At 73.0% G+C, this 17,038-nt stretch carries 17 protein-coding genes; 12 read left to right on the top strand and 5 right to left on the bottom strand.

Annotated features, from left to right (window positions below; genetic code table 11):
• The first annotated feature begins 38 nt into the window (after nt 1-38).
• Both V1634_RS22790 and V1634_RS22785 read left to right on the top strand, forming a co-directional pair.
• Nucleotides 39-278, top strand: coding sequence for a hypothetical protein (locus V1634_RS22790; RefSeq protein WP_331209909.1), 240 nt, complete (start codon nt 39-41; stop codon nt 276-278).
• 190 nt (nt 279-468) lie between these two features.
• The gene (locus tag V1634_RS22785) at nt 469-600 is read left to right on the top strand and encodes a hypothetical protein (protein ID WP_331209908.1); all 132 of its coding nucleotides are present in this window, start codon (nt 469-471) and stop codon (nt 598-600) included.
• 97 nt (nt 601-697) lie between these two features.
• Here V1634_RS22785 and V1634_RS22780 read toward each other — a convergent pair whose 3' ends face one another.
• On the bottom strand, nt 698-1,240 hold the full coding sequence (locus V1634_RS22780; RefSeq protein ID WP_331209907.1) for an AAA family ATPase: 543 nt from the start codon (nt 1,238-1,240) through the stop codon (nt 698-700).
• A gap of 158 nt (nt 1,241-1,398) precedes the next feature.
• Here V1634_RS22780 and V1634_RS22775 point away from each other — a divergent pair, with 158 nt between their 5' ends.
• Nucleotides 1,399-2,100, top strand: a complete 702-nt coding sequence (locus V1634_RS22775; protein WP_331209906.1) for a class I SAM-dependent methyltransferase — start codon at nt 1,399-1,401, stop codon at nt 2,098-2,100.
• A 10-nt stretch (nt 2,101-2,110) separates the two neighbouring features.
• Here V1634_RS22775 and V1634_RS22770 read toward each other — a convergent pair whose 3' ends face one another.
• Nucleotides 2,111-2,431 carry a DUF6506 family protein gene (locus tag V1634_RS22770; RefSeq protein ID WP_331209905.1) on the bottom strand — a complete coding sequence of 107 codons (321 nt, stop codon included), beginning with the start codon at nt 2,429-2,431 and terminating at the stop codon, nt 2,111-2,113.
• A gap of 188 nt (nt 2,432-2,619) precedes the next feature.
• Between V1634_RS22770 and V1634_RS22765 the strand changes: the two genes are divergently transcribed.
• Nucleotides 2,620-3,705: a hypothetical protein gene (locus V1634_RS22765; protein WP_331209904.1), complete on the top strand. Its 1,086-nt coding sequence runs from the start codon at nt 2,620-2,622 to the stop codon at nt 3,703-3,705.
• 42 nt (nt 3,706-3,747) lie between these two features.
• On the opposite strand, the gene V1634_RS22760 is transcribed toward V1634_RS22765, so the two are convergent.
• Nucleotides 3,748-3,915: a hypothetical protein gene (locus tag V1634_RS22760; RefSeq protein WP_331209903.1), complete on the bottom strand. Its 168-nt coding sequence runs from the start codon at nt 3,913-3,915 to the stop codon at nt 3,748-3,750.
• Nucleotides 3,916-4,034: 119 nt separating this feature from the next.
• Between V1634_RS22760 and V1634_RS22755 the strand changes: the two genes are divergently transcribed.
• The 4 genes from V1634_RS22755 to V1634_RS22740 all read left to right on the top strand — a co-directional run bounded on the left by V1634_RS22755 (nt 4,035) and on the right by V1634_RS22740 (nt 9,735).
• Nucleotides 4,035-5,552 carry a sigma 54-interacting transcriptional regulator gene (locus tag V1634_RS22755; RefSeq protein ID WP_331209902.1) on the top strand — a complete coding sequence of 506 codons (1,518 nt, stop codon included), beginning with the start codon at nt 4,035-4,037 and terminating at the stop codon, nt 5,550-5,552.
• Nucleotides 5,553-5,554: 2 nt separating this feature from the next.
• Nucleotides 5,555-7,516 (top strand): vWA domain-containing protein, encoded by a 1,962-nt coding sequence (locus tag V1634_RS22750; RefSeq protein ID WP_331209901.1) that lies wholly within the window; start codon nt 5,555-5,557, stop codon nt 7,514-7,516.
• Between the two features lie 44 nt (nt 7,517-7,560).
• On the top strand, nt 7,561-8,073 hold the full coding sequence (locus V1634_RS22745; RefSeq protein WP_331210035.1) for a DinB family protein: 513 nt from the start codon (nt 7,561-7,563) through the stop codon (nt 8,071-8,073).
• A gap of 90 nt (nt 8,074-8,163) precedes the next feature.
• Nucleotides 8,164-9,735 carry a PQQ-dependent sugar dehydrogenase gene (locus tag V1634_RS22740; protein WP_331209900.1) on the top strand — a complete coding sequence of 524 codons (1,572 nt, stop codon included), beginning with the start codon at nt 8,164-8,166 and terminating at the stop codon, nt 9,733-9,735.
• 53 nt (nt 9,736-9,788) lie between these two features.
• On the opposite strand, the gene V1634_RS22735 is transcribed toward V1634_RS22740, so the two are convergent.
• Nucleotides 9,789-10,742 (bottom strand): GlxA family transcriptional regulator, encoded by a 954-nt coding sequence (locus V1634_RS22735; protein ID WP_331210034.1) that lies wholly within the window; start codon nt 10,740-10,742, stop codon nt 9,789-9,791.
• Between the two features lie 236 nt (nt 10,743-10,978).
• Here V1634_RS22735 and V1634_RS22730 point away from each other — a divergent pair, with 236 nt between their 5' ends.
• From V1634_RS22730 to groEL, 3 genes are read left to right on the top strand one after another with little or no spacing between them, the layout of a single operon-like run.
• Nucleotides 10,979-12,295, top strand: a complete 1,317-nt coding sequence (locus V1634_RS22730) for an MFS transporter (protein WP_331209899.1) — start codon at nt 10,979-10,981, stop codon at nt 12,293-12,295.
• A 57-nt stretch (nt 12,296-12,352) separates the two neighbouring features.
• The gene (locus V1634_RS22725) at nt 12,353-12,844 is read left to right on the top strand and encodes a hypothetical protein (RefSeq protein WP_331209898.1); all 492 of its coding nucleotides are present in this window, start codon (nt 12,353-12,355) and stop codon (nt 12,842-12,844) included.
• Nucleotides 12,834-15,194 carry a chaperonin GroEL gene (gene groEL / locus V1634_RS22720; RefSeq protein WP_331209897.1) on the top strand — a complete coding sequence of 787 codons (2,361 nt, stop codon included), beginning with the start codon at nt 12,834-12,836 and terminating at the stop codon, nt 15,192-15,194. Before V1634_RS22725 ends, groEL begins: the two co-directional genes overlap by 11 nt.
• A gap of 99 nt (nt 15,195-15,293) precedes the next feature.
• Here groEL and V1634_RS22715 read toward each other — a convergent pair whose 3' ends face one another.
• A complete protein-coding gene (locus V1634_RS22715; RefSeq protein WP_331209896.1) occupies nt 15,294-15,830 on the bottom strand; it encodes a roadblock/LC7 domain-containing protein in 537 nt (178 codons plus the stop codon).
• 608 nt (nt 15,831-16,438) lie between these two features.
• Here V1634_RS22715 and V1634_RS22710 point away from each other — a divergent pair.
• Nucleotides 16,439-16,960, top strand: coding sequence for a hypothetical protein (locus V1634_RS22710; RefSeq protein WP_331209895.1), 522 nt, complete (start codon nt 16,439-16,441; stop codon nt 16,958-16,960).
• Nucleotides 16,961-17,038: the final 78 nt, after the last annotated feature.

The raw sequence follows: 17,038 nt of genomic DNA, 5'->3' as shown, positions 1-17,038 counted from the left end.
CGAGGCGGCCCCCGCTTCCACACACCGAGGAGGTATCTGTGCGCTGGTTTCGACGTACGCCGAGAATTCACCGCCGGGACTGGCGGCGGCTCTGGCGGTACTGCCGCTGCGGGCACCCGTGGGGTTGTCTCGGCACCCTTCCGCCGACCGTGCCGGAGGCGGAGCCGCCGATGCCGGTGCCGCCCTCGCCGAGACCGTCCGTGCGCCGCCGGGTACGGCCGGCGAACCGTGGCGGCTACCTGCGCGACCTGGACCTGCCGACGCGGGTTCGACGGTGAACGAATTGACGCGGCCGGAGCGGGCGGTCTGCATCGACCCGCAGGTGTCCACCGAGGATCGGAGGCAGGTTAGGGCGCAGCGGCAATCGGGAATATGAACGACCGACGATGCGGGGGGCTCATGACAGTGCGACGTACAACCGGGGGCGGCGATACCCCGCGAGCCGGTCGGCTGCTCCCCGCAGCGCTGGTGACTCTGGTCATCGCCACCATCCTGGTGGTCTCGGCGGTCCGCGACCGACTCGGCACCGGCATCGCGGTAGCGGTCGCGGTCGTCACGGTCTGCCTGCTGGCGAGGTTCCTCCCGCTCCGTCGGCGTTGAGCAGCGACGGCGCACCGGCCCGGGGCAGCCGGACCCAGGCCGGACCGGCGACCGAGCCGGCTCGGTCGGGCAGTCGGGCTCGGTCGGGCAGTCGGGCTCAGTCGGGCAGTCGGGCGAGGGACAGCTTCGCCAGGATCTCGTCGACGGTCTCGTCCGGCGTCTGGTCGGAGTTGTCCAGCCAGAGGCCGAGCCGGGGCGTGTCGTCGCGCACCGCCGAGTCGAGCGACTCGACCGTCCACTCGCCGTAGCCGCGCTTGGCCCGACCCTGCTCGCGGCGACGGATCACCTCGGGGCGCGGCACGAGCACGACCGCGTAACGCGGACGGGTGGTGACCAGGTCCAGGTAGTCGGCCCAGACGGGGCCGAGGACGACATCCTGGAGTACGGCGGTGAAGCCGGCCCGGGCGTAGCCGTCGGCGGTCGCCGCCGCGAGCTGGTACCGCAGCCGGAGCTGTGCCGCCGCCTCGTCCGCCTCCTCGGGGGTGAACTCGCGACCACCCGAGACGATCATGCGGCGGAACACGTCGCCCCGGACGTGCGCCGCGCGGGGCAGCCGCTCGGCGAGGCGTTGTGCCACCGTGGACTTTCCGGCGGCCATGGCCCCGGTCAGGACGACGACGGCGGACGACAGATCGATCATCTCGGGGGACGAAGCTACACCATGACCAGGTACGACGCCCGCGACCCCGGTTCGACGGTGGGTGCACAACCGCGACTTCAGGCTGGTCAGGCCGTCCGTGAGCCGGTTAGCTGGGGGTGCGAGGCAGTAACCAGGCAATACGTGGGAGGAACGCCACCGTGCCACCGCCGCCCGAGGAGGTCATCGCCGGCCAGGCCGTCTACAACCGGTTGGTACTCGCCGGCTACGACGTGTTCATACTGGGCTTCTCCTGCCGACTCGTCTGGCGGTGCGCCAAGCGGCACATGCTGGAGAACTACCAGCGCAACATCGGCGCCCGGCACGTGGAGTTCGGCGCCGGTACGGCGTACTTCCTGGACCGGTGCCGCTTCCCGACCGGGACCCCCGAACTGACCCTGGTCGACCTGAACCCGACCGTGCTGCGGGTCAGCGCGGCCCGGGTGGCCCGCTATCACCCGGCCGTGGTGCAGGCCGACGTGCTCCAGCCGCTTCCCTTCGACGACGGCCAGCTCCGCAGCGGTCACCACGACTCGGTCGGGGCGAACTTCCTGCTGCACTGCCTGCCCGGCTCCTGGTCGGAGAAGGCCACCGTCCTCGACAACGCGGCGGCGGCGCTCAGCCCCGGCGGGCGGATCTTCGGCAGCACGATCCTCGCCTCCGGGGTGCCGGTCAGCGCGGCGGCGCGGCGGCTGATGAAGCTCTACAACGCGCGGGGGATCTTCCACAACACCGACGACGACCTGGCCGGGCTGCGCTGGCAACTCGACCAGCGGTTCACCGACATCCAGCTCACCGTACGCGGCTGCGTCGCCCTCTTCGAGGCCACCAAGCCGGCGTCGACGGAGGATCGGAACGGCTGACCTGGTCCGTTCAGCCCGGTGAAGCCGCGTCGAACTGGGCGCTGTAGGCGGCGGCGCCGGCCACCGACTCCGCGCCGAAGGTGACGTGCCCGATCGGCACCCGGCCGTCCACCGCCTCGATCACCCGGGCGACGGCCGGCACCGAGAAACCACCGCACAGCTCGATCAGCTCGACGCCCTCCTCGACCAGTTCCACCGCGATCGACGCGGCCAGCGACTCGTCCGGTAGCGGCACCAGCGAGGTGCGCTGACCGGCCCGGTCGATCACCACCCGGTCGGCAACCGGATCCGCGCCGGGCTGTCCGTAGAGGTACGCCCAACTCGTGCTCATCGCCGCAACTCCCTCCGTCCGAAAGCACCATCGTCATACCTCGATGTTGGTTGAGGTCAACCCCTCTCCCTCGGTCAGGGGAAGCGGCTCACTCCGGCACGTGAGGTCTGCGCCGCCGCGAGCGCGGATGGTGTGGGAAGCGGGCGCGGCAGGGGTCGCCGGCCCGACACGTCGAGGAGGGAACGACGATGTCCCGTACCGAACCGATCGACCGGACGGCCGCCCGGACCGTGCCCGAGCCGCACCAGTACCGGCAGCGGGTCGGTTGGCTGGCCGCCGGCGCGACCGCGCTGTTCGGCTCGCTCGCGCTGGTCTGGACCGTCACCGGGCACGGCTACCCGTTCGGCGCCGCCGACCCGGACGGCTCCGGCAGCCTGCTCTGGCGGGTACCGGCCGACGTCGGGGCGCCGGTCTTCGCGGTACTGCTGCTCGGCGCGGCGGTCACCGCGCTGGCCATGACCGGCCCGCACGCGGTACGCCTGCGCGGCGCACCCCGGCTCGGGCTGCTCGGCTACGGCTGGCTGGTGGTGGCCGGACTGCTGCTGATCGTCCCGGACGTGCAGGTGCTCACCTATCTCGGGTACCTGCCGATGCTGATCGGCGGGCTGCCGTTCGGCTGGCCACCGGTGGAGTACTCCGAACTCTTCACCCTCGCGCTCGGCTACAAGGTGTTCTCGGTCGCCGCCGGGCTGCTGCTGGCCCGGACGATACTGAGCTGGCAGTTCAGTACCGCCGGAGCCTGTGGCCGGTGCGGGCGCCGCCCCGGCGACGAGGGCTGGACCTCGGCGGCGTCGGCGGCCCACTGGGGACGCCGGGCGGTCTGGGTGGCGGCGGTGATCCCGGTGCTGTACGCGATCGTCCGGCTCGCCTGGGCGGCCGGCATCCCGCTCGGCGTCACCGACGGGTTCCTGCGCGAGCTGCACCGGACCGGCCTGGTCTGGGCCGGCGCCGGGCTGGCCGCGTTCGGGCTGGTCGGTGCGGTGCTCACCCTCGGCCTGGTGCAGCGGTGGGGCGAGCGGTTCCCGCGCTGGATGATCGGGTTGGCCGGCAGGCGGGTGCCGATCACGCTCGCCGTCGTCCCCGCCACCGGCGTCGCGGTCGCGATCACCGCCGCCGGGCTGGCCCTCTACGGTCAGCCGGAACTCCTCGACGAGTTGCGCGACAGCACCCTGATGGTCGTCCCGATGCTGCTCTGGCCGGTCTGGGGCGTCGCGCTCGGCGCCGCCACCCTCGGCTACCACCTGCGCCGCCGGGGCGCCTGCGCCCGCTGCTGACCGATCAGTGCTCCGGGTCACTGCTCCGGTCAGTGCTCGGGGTCAGTCCTTCGGGCGGGAGCGCAACGTGCCGACGATCACACCGCCGAGCACGCCGAACGCGATCCCCAACCCGATGTTGTCGATCAGGAGGCCGAGGAGCACCCCGAAGGAGACTCCCAGACCGATCGCGATGCCGAGCTTCGTCCCGGTTTCGCTCGGTGTGCTCATTCACCCTCTCCGTTCTCGCGGATCCGCCGGTACCGGCTGGATCTTGACGGTATCGGGCTGGATCTTGACCGGTGCGTCCGCCAGCCGCGATCGACACGATCGAGAGCTAGCGTAGGTGCGTGACGGAAATTTCCCAGGTCCCACCGACCCCGCCGGCCGAGCTTCCCGGCACCCTCGGCGAGCTGCGCGCCACCGGGCACCGGTACCGGACGGTCAAGCAGGAACTCCGGGACAATCTGCTGGCCCGGCTCCGGTCCGGCGAACCCCGCTTCCCCGGCATCGTCGGCTACGACGAGACCGTGCTCCCCGAGGTCGAGCGGGCCCTGCTGGCCGGACACGACATGGTGCTGCTCGGCGAGCGCGGCCAGGGCAAGACCCGACTTATCCGCGCCCTGGGGCAACTCCTCGACGAGTGGACCCCGGTGATCCGTGGCTCCGAGCTGAACGAGCACCCGCTGTACCCGCTGACCCCGGCGTCCCGCCGGGCCGTGGAGGAGGCCGGCGACGAGCTGCCGATCGGCTGGCTGCACCGCTCGATGCGGTACGGCGAGAAGCTCGCCACCCCGGACACCAGCGTCGGCGACCTGATCGGCGACGTGGACCCGATCCGGGTGGCCCAGGGGCGTACCCTCGGCGACCCGGAGACGATCCACTTCGGGCTGGTACCCCGGACCAACCGGGGCATCTTCGCCGTCAACGAGCTGCCCGACCTGGCCGAGCGGATCCAGGTGGCCCTGCTCAACGTGCTGGAGGAACGGGACATCCAGGTACGCGGCTACCAGCTCCGGCTGCCACTGGACCTGCTGCTGGTGGCGAGCGCCAACCCCGAGGACTACACCAACCGGGGGCGGATCATCACCCCGCTCAAGGACCGGTTCGGCGCCGAGATCCGTACCCACTACCCGCTCGACCTCGAACTGGAGCTGGAACTGATCCGGCAGGAGGCGGCGCTGGTCGCGGCCGTGCCGGACCACGTGCTGGAGGTGCTGGCCCGATTCGCCCGCGCGGTGCGGGAGTCCCCGGCCGTCGACCCGCGCTCGGGTGTCTCGGCCCGGTTCGCCATCGCCGCCGCCGAGACCGTCTCGGCCGCCGCGCTGCGCCGGGCCGGCCTGCTCGGCGCCGGTGGCCCGGACGGGCAGCCCGCCGCCCCGGCCGACACCGAGCCGGTGGCCCGGGTCGGCGACGCGGTCTCGGTGACGAGCACCCTGCGCGGCAAGGTCGAGTTCGAGAGCGGCGAGGAGGGGCGGGAGATCGAGATCCTCGGTCACCTGCTCCGGACCGCCACCGCCGACACCTTCCGGGCCCGGCTGGCCGGGCTGGACGTCTCCGGCTTCACCGCGCTGGTCGCCGACGGCGCGATCATCGAGACCGGCGAGCTGGTCGGCCCGACCGAGCTGCTCCGGCAGGTCGGCACCGTACCGGGGCTGGCCAAGGCGCTGGACCGGCTCGGGCTGGGTGACGCGCCCACCCCGGCCGAGGCGGCGGCCGGGATCGAGTTCGTACTCGAAGGGCTGCACCTGACCCGGCGGCTCGCCAAGGACGTGACCGACGAGGGCCGTACCCGCTACGGCGGGCGCGGTCCCGACGGCGGCCGCAGCCCCGGCGAGCGCTCGGCCCGCGACGACGACTGGGCCTGATCGTGGCCGGCGGAAACCGCTTCCGGTACGGCTCCTGGCGCGGCGGCCCCGATCCGCTCGCCCCGCCGTACGACGTGCGGGCGGCGGTCGACTCGGTCGGCGCCGAGGTGCTGGCCGGCGGCAGCCTGCGCGAGGCGCTGCGCAACCTGCTCCGGCGTGGCCCGCAGGACCGGGGCGGCCTGGACGACCTGGTCGCCCGGGCCCGGCGGATGCGCCGCGAGGCGTTGCGCCGGGGTGATCTGGACGGCGCGGTGACCCGGGCCCGGGCCCTGCTCGACCAGGCGCTCGCCGCCGAACGCGACGAGCTGCGCGGCCGGGACGACGACAACGCCCGGTTCGCCGAGGCGGTGCTGGACAACCTGCCCTCGTCGACGGCGCGGGCGGTCGAGGAACTCGCCGGCTACGAGTGGGCCAGTGACGAGGGCCGGGCCGCCTACCAGCAGATTCTGGACGGGCTGCGCCGGGACGTGCTGGAGCAGCGGTTCAGCGGGCTGCGCGACGCGATGCAGGGTGCGGCGAACCCGGCCGCACAGCGCCAGCTCGCCGAGATGCTGCGCGACCTCAACGACCTGCTGGCCCGGCACGACCGGGGCGAGGACACCACCGACACCTTCGCCGAGTTCATGCGGCGGCACGGCGAGTTCTTCCCGGAGCAGCCGGAGACGGTCGAGGAACTGGTCGACGCGCTGGCCCGGCGGGCCGCCGCCGGGGAACGGCTGATGCGTTCGCTCTCACCGGCCCAGCGCGAGGAGCTGTCCCGGCTGATGGAGTCCTCGCTCGGCCCGGAACTGGCCGGCCAGCTCTCCGCGCTGGACGCCAACCTGCGCTCGCTCCGCCCCGACCTGGCCTGGGACCGCCGGGAGCGGGTCCGGGGCGATCAACCGCTCGGCTACGGCGAGGCGGCCGGGGCGCTCGGCGAGATCGCCGACCTCGACGACCTGCTGGACCAGCTCGGCCAGGAGCATCCGGGGGCGACCCTGGACGACATCGACGTCGAGTCGGTGCAGCGCAACCTGGGCCGGGACGCCGCCGACGACGTACGCCGGCTGCGTGAACTGGAGCGGGAGCTGCGCCGGCAGGGCTGGGTGACCCGGGGCGCCGAGGGGCTGACCCTGAGCCCGAAGGCCCTGCGCCGACTCGGCGGTACGGCGCTGCGCCGGATCTTCGCCGAACTCTCCGGCGGCCGGCGGGGGCAGCACGACCTGCGCTCGGCGGGTGCCGCCGGGGAGGTGACCGGTGCCTCCCGCCCCTGGGAGTACGGCGACGAGCAGCCGCTCGACGTGGTGCGTACGCTCGCCCGGGCCGTCCGGCGCGGCGGTGCCGGGGTGCCGGTGACGCTGGCGGTCGAGGACTTCGAGGTGGTGGAGACCGAGCGGCGGGCCTCGGCGGCGGTGGCGCTCTGCGTCGACCTCTCCTTCTCGATGGTCTCGGAGGGGCGCTGGGGGCCGATGAAGCAGACCGCGCTGGCGCTGTCGCACCTGGTCGCCACCCGGTTCCCGCAGGACGCGTTGCAGATCATCGGCTTCGGCCGGGAGGCGATGCCGCTGACCCAGCAGGAGCTGGCCGGGGTCGAGCCGGAGATGGTGCAGGGCACCAACCTGCAACACGCGCTGATGCTGGCCGGCCGGCACCTGCGCCGGCACTCCGGCTCCGAGCCGGTGGTGCTGGTGGTCACCGACGGCGAGCCGACCGCGCACCTCGATCCGGAACTCGGTGGCGGGGTCTTCAACTGGCCGTCGCTGCCGGAGACGATCCAGTTGACGGTCGCCGAGGTGGACAAGCTGACCCGGTACGGCGCCACGATGAACCTCTTCATGCTGGGCGAGGATCCGGGGCTGCGCCGGTTCGTTGACGCGGTGGCCCGGCGCTGTGGCGGCCGGGTCTTCACCCCGGAACTGGACGACCTGGGGGAGTACGTGGTCTCCGACTACCTGCGGGCGCGGCGCGGCCGGCGCGGTCGCTGAGTTCGACCGCCCCGGCCGGGCCGGCCGGGGCGGCCGGTCGGGCGATAACCGGGCAGGCCGGGCGAACTCTTCCTAGACTCGGTCGAATGGAGACGGCCGAGCTGCGCCGGGCGTACGCGGACCTGCTCGCCGAGGTCGACGGGGGTTCGTTCGGGCCACCGCCGCCGGGGGAGTTGACCGTCGAGGAGGTGCTGGTGCACCTCGCCGCCAACGACGAGTTGCTGACCGAGGCGACCGAGGCGGTGCTGGCCGGCTCGCCGTGGGCGTACTACGACGGGCAGTCGACGCTGCGGCCGCAGGTGGACGCGATGGTGCCGCGCGACGGCGGGCTGGCCGAACTGGCCGAGCGGCTGCGGTCCACCAGCGAGCGGCTCTGCGCCCTGGTGGACCGGTTGGGGCCGGAGGCGGAGACGCCGGTCGACTCGCACCTGCGGGAGGGCTTCGAGCTGCACATCGAGGAGTCCCTGCCCTGGGGACGGATGCTCGACATCCACGGCCGGATCCACCTGCCGGCGCACCTCGAACAGTTGCGTGCCATGCGTACGGACCTCGGGTAGTTGCCGCATGGGAGCGTTCCCACAATCCGGGACGTCGTGATCTAGGAATCGTCGACAGCATTACCTTCCTGTTAACCGATGGGAGTGAATATGCTGCGACGTCAATCCGTCGGGCGGCTCTGCCTGGTCGGCGTGACCGCCCTGATCGCCCCGCTCGTCGCCTTCGGCACGCCGCCCGCGGCCGGCCAGCCCGCCCCGGACCACGCGGCGGTGGCCGCGGCGCCACCCCTGGACCAGCTCACCGTCAGCACCACCCAGGTCGCCTTCGGACTCCAACGGCCGACCGCGATCTTCGCCCCCGACGACGGCAGCGGCCGGCTGCTGATCGCCGAGAAGCAGGGGACGATCCGGGTCTACCACCCGGACACCGGGCTGGCGGCCGACCCGCTGCTCGACATCCGGGACCGGGTCGACACCTCGGGCAACGAGCGCGGGCTGCTCGGCCTGGTCACCACGCCGAACTTCAGCCAGACCCGAGCCCTCTACGTCAGCTACACCGCACTGCCGGAGGGCACCGTCACGCTCTCCCGGTTCACCCTCGCCACCGCCGGCCAGACGCCGATCCCACCGGCCGGCGAGCAGGTGATCCTCACCCAGCCACACGCCGAGTACTCCAACCACAACGGCGGGCACGTCGCCTTCGGCCCGGACGGCCACCTCTACTGGGGCATCGGCGACGGCGGCGGCTCCGACGACGTACTCAACTCGGGGCAGAACCTGAACACCCTGCTCGGCAAGATCCTCCGGCTGGACGTGAGCCGCTCCTGCGACGGGCGGCCGTACTGCGTACCGGCGGACAACCCGTTCGTCGGCACCGCCAACGCCCGGCCGGAGATCTGGACGTACGGGCTGCGCAACCCGTGGAAGTTCTCGCACGACCTCGGCGGGGACGGCTCGCTCTGGATCGCCGATGTCGGGCAGGGCACCTTCGAGGAGATCGACCACCTGCGGGCCGACCAGGCCGGCGCCAACCTCGGCTGGTCCTGTCGGGAGGGTCCGCAGGTCTTCAACCCCGACCGCTGCCAGGCCGGCGCACAGTACGTCGAGCCGATCTACTCGTACCGCACCTCGACCGACGGCTGCGCCGTGATCGGCGGGTACGTCTACCGGGGCGAGGAGTACGCCGACATCGCCACCGGCACCTACCTGGCCACCGACTACTGCTCCGGTACGGCGTTCGTGGTCCGACCCCCGGCCACCCCCGGCGGGGCGTACCAGACCCGCGCGCTGACCGAGCTGACCATCCAGCCGACCAGCCTCGGCCAGGACGCCAACGGCGAGCTGTACCTGGTGAACGACCTGCCGGGCCAGCTGCACAGGATCGAGTTCGGCACCACCGCACCGCCGGCCGCCTGCCGGATCGGCTACCGGGTCGACCAGCAGTGGGGTACCGGCTTCAACGCCACCGTGACCGTCACCAACACCGGCACCCAGCCGGTCAGCGGCTGGACGGTGGGCTGGACCTGGTCCGGCGCGCAGCGCGCGGGCTCCTTCTACAACGCCCGGGGCAGCCAGTCCGGCGCGGTGGTGACCGCGCAGAACGCCAGCTGGAACGCGAACATCCCGCCGGGCGGCACTGTGCAGTTCAGCTTCCTCGCCTCGAACACCGGCCCGAACCCGGCGCCGACCGCCTTCACCCTCAACGGCAACACCTGCACCTGAGGTGTAAGGAAGGGCCCCCGCTACAACAGAAAACGATATGCGGGGGCCCTTCCTTACCCGCTGGGCGGGCGGAAGGTGCGGCGGTAGGCGGTGGGCGGTACCCCGATCCGCTGGTGCAGCTGTTGCCGCAGGGCGGCGGTGGTGCCGAAGCCGGACCGTCGGGCCACCTGGTCGACGCCGAGGTCGGTGGTCTCCAGCAGCAGCCGGGCGTGCTCGGTGCGCTGCCGCAGCAGCCACTGCGCCGGGCTGAGCCCGGTCTCCTCGCGGAACCGCCGGGTGAAGGTCCGGACGCTCATGGTGGCGTGCGCGGCCATCTGCGGCAGGGTCAGCGGCTCGTGCAGCCGGTGCTGGATCCACTCCCTGGTCCGGCCGGTGCCGGCCGCCGCCACGTCGGGCAGCGGTCGTTCGATGTACTGCGCCTGCCCGCCGTCCCGCCAGGACGGCACCACACAGCGTCGGGCGGACCGGTTGGCGACCCGGCTGCCGTGGTCGGTCCGGATGACGTGCAGGCAGAGGTCGAGGCCGGCCGCCACCCCGGCCGAGCTGAGCAGGTCACCGTCGTCGACGAAGAGCACCTCGGGATCGAGCCGTACCCTCGGGTGGAGCCGGCGGAACCGGTTGGCGTACGCCCAGTGGGTGGTGGCCGGCCGGTCGTCCAGCAGCCCGGCGGCGGCGAGCACGAACGCGCCCGTGCAGATGGACATGATCCGTACGCCCCGGTCGTGCGCCTCGCGCAGCGCCGCCCGGATCTCCGGGTCGACGGTCCCGTCGACCAGCGGCGGACCGTCGTGGATGCCGGGCACCACGACGGTGTCGGCGTCGGCCAGGATCTCCAGCCCGTGGTCGGGCAGCACCCGGAACCCGGCGGTGCTGCGCACCGGTCGGCCGCCCGGGGTGCAGGTGGTGATGGTGTAGAGCGGTTCGCCGTCGGCGTCCCGGGCGGTGCCGAAGACCTGGGCCGGGGTGCCGAGGTCGAGCCCGACCACCCCCTCCAGGGCGAGCACCACGACCCGGTGCGGCGGCTGCGGCGGCCGGCCGGTTCGGCCCTGACCCGGCCGGCCGGTTCGGCCCTGACCGGGCTCGCGCGGGTCCGGGCGTCCGTCCGGCGAGTTCTTCGCCGGGGTACCCGTCGGCGTGCTGGTGGTCACCGCTCCTCCGCTCTCCCGTCGTGTTGGCCCAATTCTTGCGCATCCTGGCTTTCCGGCCACTCGTCCGGGTTCCCGCCGGCCCGCAGACTCGTCGGGTGAGTTCCCGCCGCCTGCACCCGGCCTGGGTGGTCGCCGCCGTCGCCTTCGTCGCACTGGTCGGCGCCGCCGGGTTCCGGGCCACGCCGTCCGTACTGCTGCACCCGCTGCACGAGGAGTTCGGCTGGCCGCTGGCGACCATCTCGGCCGCGGTCTCGGTCAACCTGTTGCTCTTCGGGCTGACCGCACCGTTCGCCGCCGCCCTGATGGACCGGTTCGGCATCCGGCGGGTGGTGGCCGCCGCGCTGACCCTGGTCGCCGCCGGCAGTGGGCTGACCGTCTTCATGCGGACCAGCGCCGAACTGATCCTCTGCTGGGGCGTACTGGTCGGGCTGGGGACCGGGTCGATGGCGCTCGCCTTCGTGGCCACCGTGACCGGGCGGTGGTTCGTCCGGCGCCGGGGACTGGTCACCGGGGTGCTCACCGCCGGAGGTGCCGCCGGGCAGCTCGTCTTCCTGCCGCTGTTGGCGAGCCTGGTCGAGGCGTACGGGTGGCGGAGCGCCGCGCTGGTGGTGGCCGGGTCGGCGCTGGCCGTCGTACCCCTGGTGGGGTGGCTGCTGCGCGACCACCCGGCGGATCTCGGCCTGCCGCCGTACGGCGCGACCGAGGTCGTGCCACCGCCGGCCCGGACCGGCGGGGCGGCTTCCCGGGCGATCCGTGCGCTGCGCACCGCCGCCCGGATCCCGGCGTTCTGGCTGCTCGCCGGCGGCTTCGCGATCTGCGGCGCCTCGACGAACGGGCTGGTCGGCACGCATTTCATCCCGGCCGCGCACGATCACGGGATGACCGAGACCGCCGCGGCCAGCCTGCTCGCCCTGGTCGGGCTCTTCGACATCGCCGGCACGATCGCCTCGGGCTGGCTCACCGACCGGTTCGACAGCCGGGTGTTGCTGGCCGGCTACTACGCGCTGCGCGGGCTGTCGCTGCTGGTGTTGCCGAGCCTGTTCGGCGACTCGGCCCGGCCGAGCATGCTGGTCTTCGTGATCTTCTACGGGCTGGACTGGGTGGCCACGGTGCCGCCGACGGTGGCGCTCTGCCGGGAGTACTTCGGGGCCGCCGGCGCCGTGGTCTTCGGCTGGGTCTTCGCCGCCCACCAGGTCGGCGCGGCGGTCGCGGCGACCGGCGCGGGACTGATCCGGGACCAGCTCGGCAGCTACACCCTGGCCTGGTACGTCGCCGGGGCGCTCTGTGCCGCCGCCGCGGTCTTCTCGATGCTGCTGCGGCGCCGCCCCGGCGGGTCCGCCGGGGCGGACGCGTCCACCGCTCCGGCCACCCCGCTGGCCGACCGGGCCGGGGCACCGGTGTCGGCAGGCTGACGGGATAGTGTCGGCAACCCGACAGGCGGTTACTTATTGTTACGACACCATTACTCTATGAATGGTGGTGTGCTCACTCTGGTGGTTTCCGGGCCGGTCCCCGGCAGCACGCGCGGCGACGCCGAATCCGCCTCCGCGCTGGCTCGGGAGCTGCACACCCGGACGATCCTGCACGTCGTCCGGCCCGGTGTCGACGACCCGACGGTCCCGCCCGACCCTTCGCCACAGGAACCGGACTCCCCGCCCGACCTCGGCGACCTGCCCGGCGGCGGGTACGGCGGCACCGGCCCGGCCGTCCGCAAGGGCGGCGCCGCCGGATCGCTCGCCGAACTCGTCGTCACCGGCCTCTTCTCGGCCACCACCGTCGCGGCGCTGGCCCAGGTCGCCGTCGCCTTCCTGGAGCGCGGCGCCGCCCGCCGGATCGTCCTGCGGGACGGTCGGCGCACCCTGACGATCAGCGCCCCCGGCGAGGACACCGAGCAGATGGTGGTCGAGTGGCTCGGCGTGCCACCGACACAGAGCGGTACCGGCTCCTCCGGTGCGGATTAACCCGCCGAGCGGCCGTTACGCGCTGCTGGTGGCGGTCGGCGAGTACGACGACCCGTCACTGGACCAGCTCCGCGCCCCCGAGCAGGACGTGGAACGGCTGGCGGCGGTGCTGGAGGACCCGTCGGTCGGCAACTTCACCGTCCGTACCTTGCAGGACCCCGCCGAACAGGAGGTACGCCGGGAGATCGAGGACCTGCTCACCGACCGGGTCGACGACGACCTCGTACTGATCTACTTCTCCTGCCACGGCATCGTCGACCCGTTCCACCGGCTCTACTTCGCCGCCGCCAACACCGTGCGGACCCGACCGGCCAGCACCGCCATCTCCCGCTCCTTCGTCAACGAGCAACTGGAGGCGTGCCGGGCCGCCGCCAAGGTCCTGGTGCTGGACTGCTGTTTCGCCGGCGCGTTCGCCGAGGGCTTCAAGGCGGCGCCGCAGGGTGCGCTGGACGGCCAGGTCGGCCGGGGGTACGTGGTGATCAGCGCCTGCGACAGCTACGAGTACGCCTTCGAGTCCGACGGCCTGGTCGAGTCCGCGCCCCGTGGCTCGATCTTCACCGACGTACTGCTGGAGGGGCTGGCCACCGGCGGTGCCGACCTGGACGGCGACGGCCGGGTCGGCGTCGACGAGCTGTTCCGGTACGTCCACGACGGGGTGGTCCGCCGCCGGCCGGACCAGAAGCCGAAGTGGAGCGCCTACAACGCCGAGCCGCACATCTATCTCGCCACCGTCCCGCCGACGGCCGACCCGCCGGGGACCGGCGGGAACCGGCCGGGCGGGGTGGTCAAGGCGGGCGCGGCGGCGGCGCCCCGGCCGAGCAACTACAACCGGCACCAGGCGATCGTCGCCCGAGGCTTCCGGGCCGGCGCCGACCTGGTGCGGCGTACCTTCGGGCCGCTCGGCCGGCGGGTGCTGGTCGAGGACGCCTCCGGGGCGTACCACGAACTGGCCGACGCGGCGAGCGTGGTGCGATTGTTCACCGCCTACGACAGCCGGGACGCGATCGGCGCCAGCTACGTCCGGGAACTCGTCGAGGGGGTACGGCACCGGGTCGGCGACGGCGCCACCACCACCGTGGTACTCGCCCAGGCCATGCTGGACGGTGCCTCCGTGGCACTGCGGGCCGGCGCCAACCCGGTGGCGCTGTGCCGGGGGATCGAGTCGGCCGCCCTGGCGGTCCTGGCCGAACTTGGCGACCTGGCCGTGCCGGTGGAGACGAAGGAACAGCTCCAGATGGTCTCCACGATCGCCTCCGGCGACGAGGTGGTCGGCGACCTGCTGGCCACCGCGATGGAGCGGGTCGGCAAGGACGGCGTGGTGATCGTCGAGGAGAGCAACCTCTTCGGCCTCGAACTCGAACTCACCCGGGGCATCCGGGTGCCGGCCGGGCACGTCTCGCCGTACTTCGTGACCGATCCGGAGGAGGCGGAGGCGGTACTCGACGACCCGTCGATCCTCATCGTCGACCAGCGGCTCTCCGGGGTACCGGAGTTGCAGCCGCTGCTCGACGAGGTCGGCCGGTCCGGTCGGCCGCTGGCGGTCTTCGCCCGGGACATCCGGGACGCCGCGCTCACCGCGCTGATCGTGGGGAAGATGCGGCACACCCTCGACGCGGTGGCGGTACGACTGCCCTGGCCGGACGAGGAACGGTGCACCGTGATGGCGGACCTGGCGCTGCTCACCGGGGCGCAGGTGGTCGGTGACGCCGAGGGCGGGCTCGCCGCCGCCACCGGTCAGGTGCTGGGCGGCGCGCGCAAGGTGATCACCACCCGCCGGGACACCACCCTGGTGGACGGGGCCGGCGACCCGGAGCTGGCCCGGCGCCGGGTGCGGGGGCTGCGGGCGGAGCTGGCCCGGCGCCCGGACGGGCACGACCGGGAGCTGCTGCGGGAGCGGCTGGCCCGGCTGGGCGGCGGGGTGGCGGTGATCCGGGTCGGCGAGTCCACCGAGGGGCAGCTCAAGAAGCGCAAACGGCAGATCGACGACGCGGTACGCAACGCCAAGGCGGCCGTCGAGTGGGGACTCGTGCCCGGTGGCGGGGCGGCGCTGCTGACCGTCGCCGGGCGGATCGGTCCCCGGGTGCCGCGCGGCGGTGACGAGGCGCTCGGCTACGCGGTGGTGGTCGACGCGCTGGCCGCGCCCTACGAGGAGTTGATGCGCAACGCCGGGCGGAACCCGGCCGCCGGTCCGGCCGACCTGCGCCGCCGTGGCCCGGGAGTCACCTTCGACGTGGTCGCCGGCTCGTACGTCACCGCGCTGGACGCCGGCATCGTGGACGCCGCCGCGACGCTGCGCCAGGCGGTCACCGCCGCGGCCGGGGTGGTGACCCGCTATCTGATGATCGGCTGACCCTCCGGGTATCCGCCGGGACGGACCGGGCTGCGGAGGGGCGGGGGTTGGCGGGTGGCCGGCGTCGGGCGAACCCGACGCCGGCCCCAGCCCATGCTGCTACGTGGTGCCGCCGACGTGCAGCAGGTCAGCGATCCGTTCGGCGACCGGTCCGGCCTCCAGGTGCAGCCACGACACGTTCAACCGGTCGTCGCCGAGGACGGCGAGCAGTACGTGGTCGCTCACCCCGTACACCGTGAAGTAGCCCTGGTGGCTGTGGACCGTCAGTTCGCGCAGCGGACCCTGTTGGAGTGTCATGCCGCACTGCCGACCGAGCCCGAAGGTGGTCGCGGCGAGCGCGGCGAGGTCGAGCGGCTCGGGGCCGGCGGTGAGGTCGTGTCCGAGCAGTCGCCCGTCGATGCCCGCGAGGACGGCGCCGCGTACCCCGGGCACCCGGTCCCGGAGCGCCCCCAGCTCGGCGTGCAGGGCCGACTGGCCGGGGCGGTGCCGACCGGCGGTGCCGGCACCCGGTTGGTCGAAGACGCCCTCGGGGAGGTCCTCCTCGCCGCCACTGTCCAGTTGGGCCCCTGGAGAACGCCGGGGCAGCGGGCTGTCGAACAGGTCCCCTCTGGCGTCCTGGAACTGGGTCACGGTCATCACCGCTCCTCGACCTGGCGCGTGTGGCACGCGGTGGATGCGAGGTCAACCTGGGGGCAGGCCGGAGCAGCAGCAGGACGGAAGGTTCCCTTGCCCGCGCGGGAGCTCAGCGGCCGGATCGGCTGGTGGTTCGCCACTGACAGCGCCTCCATTCTTGGTGTGAACGTCACTGCCCGTAGTGCCGTCACCGCTGAACGGCGAGGTGGGCGGCGGCCGGTCTGACGCGCGAGTTGCTCCTCCCGGGAGAGTCGCATGCCGTGGTGCAAGTTGCATCTCGCGAGACAGGTATTTGTCTGTGCAGCTAACTTACTGTTGACCCGTCCGCGATGGAACAGGGCGATACGACCGATGTTGCGCGGCATGGGGGGTCGTTCTACGCACCGCGCCACTGCGCACAGTGACCAAAACGGAGTGTGATTGCACGTGGCGTCTGCAAACCGCAAATGCACGTGCGCTTCCCAGGTCATCGCCGGATGCGAGTGGACGGCACCGAGGCGCTGTGTCAGAGTGCAAGGGAGGACATTCACGAACACAACTGTCCGATGCGCTGACGCGGGGAGAAGCGCGGTGTTGCCCATCACCGCCCGACGTGGAACGGGTGAGCGACCTTGATACCGCTCGGGGCGGGGTCGCTGCTCGAATACCGGGTGACCGACGCGATGTGGGTCTGCGCCGGGGTCGTACGCGTCGCCCGGTCCTTCTTCTGCCTGACCGATCCCGACCCGCCGCCACGCTGGCACTGGCAGGCGAACACCCGGGACAACGGACTGGTGGGGGTGACCGAGGGGGCGCTGCTGGTGCGCACCGGCTGCGGTGGCGGCTGGGCCAACCTCACCGTCGAGCTGCACGTCGAACGGCCGGCGGCGGAGACGGCCGGCTGGGACGACGCGGTCGAGATCTCGTACCGGACGGCGGTCGGCCAGTCGCACGTCCGGTCGGCGCGCGGCGGCGGTACCGACTTCCCCCGGATCAGCTTCCGCGGGGCGGGCAGCTACCGGGTCCGGGTGCACGCCCGGGGCCGGCACCCCTGCGTGGGCCGGCCCGTCGCCGACCGGGCGGAGGACTACCTGTTGCAGGTCTGGCCGGCACCGCTGGGGCGTACCGAGATCCTCCGGACGACCGACGGATGACCACGCCGTCCTGGCAGTCCCCCCTGACCGGTCGAGCCGGCGGGCCGGGCGGCGGTGCCCGGGTCCGGTCCGGTGGCA

It is taken from the genome of Plantactinospora veratri (assembly GCF_036421995.1).
Taxonomy (GTDB): Bacteria; Actinomycetota; Actinomycetes; order Mycobacteriales; family Micromonosporaceae; genus Plantactinospora; species Plantactinospora veratri.
This window is presented reverse-complemented; position numbering and strand designations above follow the sequence as displayed.

Coding starts and splice junctions, on each gene's coding strand:
- V1634_RS22765 (WP_331209904.1), top strand. CDS start 2,620: ATGTCCCGTACCGAACCGATCGACCGGACGGCCGCCCGGACCGTGCCC.
- V1634_RS22715 (WP_331209896.1), bottom strand. CDS start 15,830: ATGACCGTGACCCAGTTCCAGGACGCCAGAGGGGACCTGTTCGACAGC.
- V1634_RS22725 (WP_331209898.1), top strand. CDS start 12,353: ATGAATGGTGGTGTGCTCACTCTGGTGGTTTCCGGGCCGGTCCCCGGC.
- V1634_RS22740 (WP_331209900.1), top strand. CDS start 8,164: ATGCTGCGACGTCAATCCGTCGGGCGGCTCTGCCTGGTCGGCGTGACC.
- V1634_RS22770 (WP_331209905.1), bottom strand. CDS start 2,431: ATGAGCACGAGTTGGGCGTACCTCTACGGACAGCCCGGCGCGGATCCG.
- V1634_RS22780 (WP_331209907.1), bottom strand. CDS start 1,240: ATGATCGATCTGTCGTCCGCCGTCGTCGTCCTGACCGGGGCCATGGCC.
- V1634_RS22760 (WP_331209903.1), bottom strand. CDS start 3,915: ATGAGCACACCGAGCGAAACCGGGACGAAGCTCGGCATCGCGATCGGT.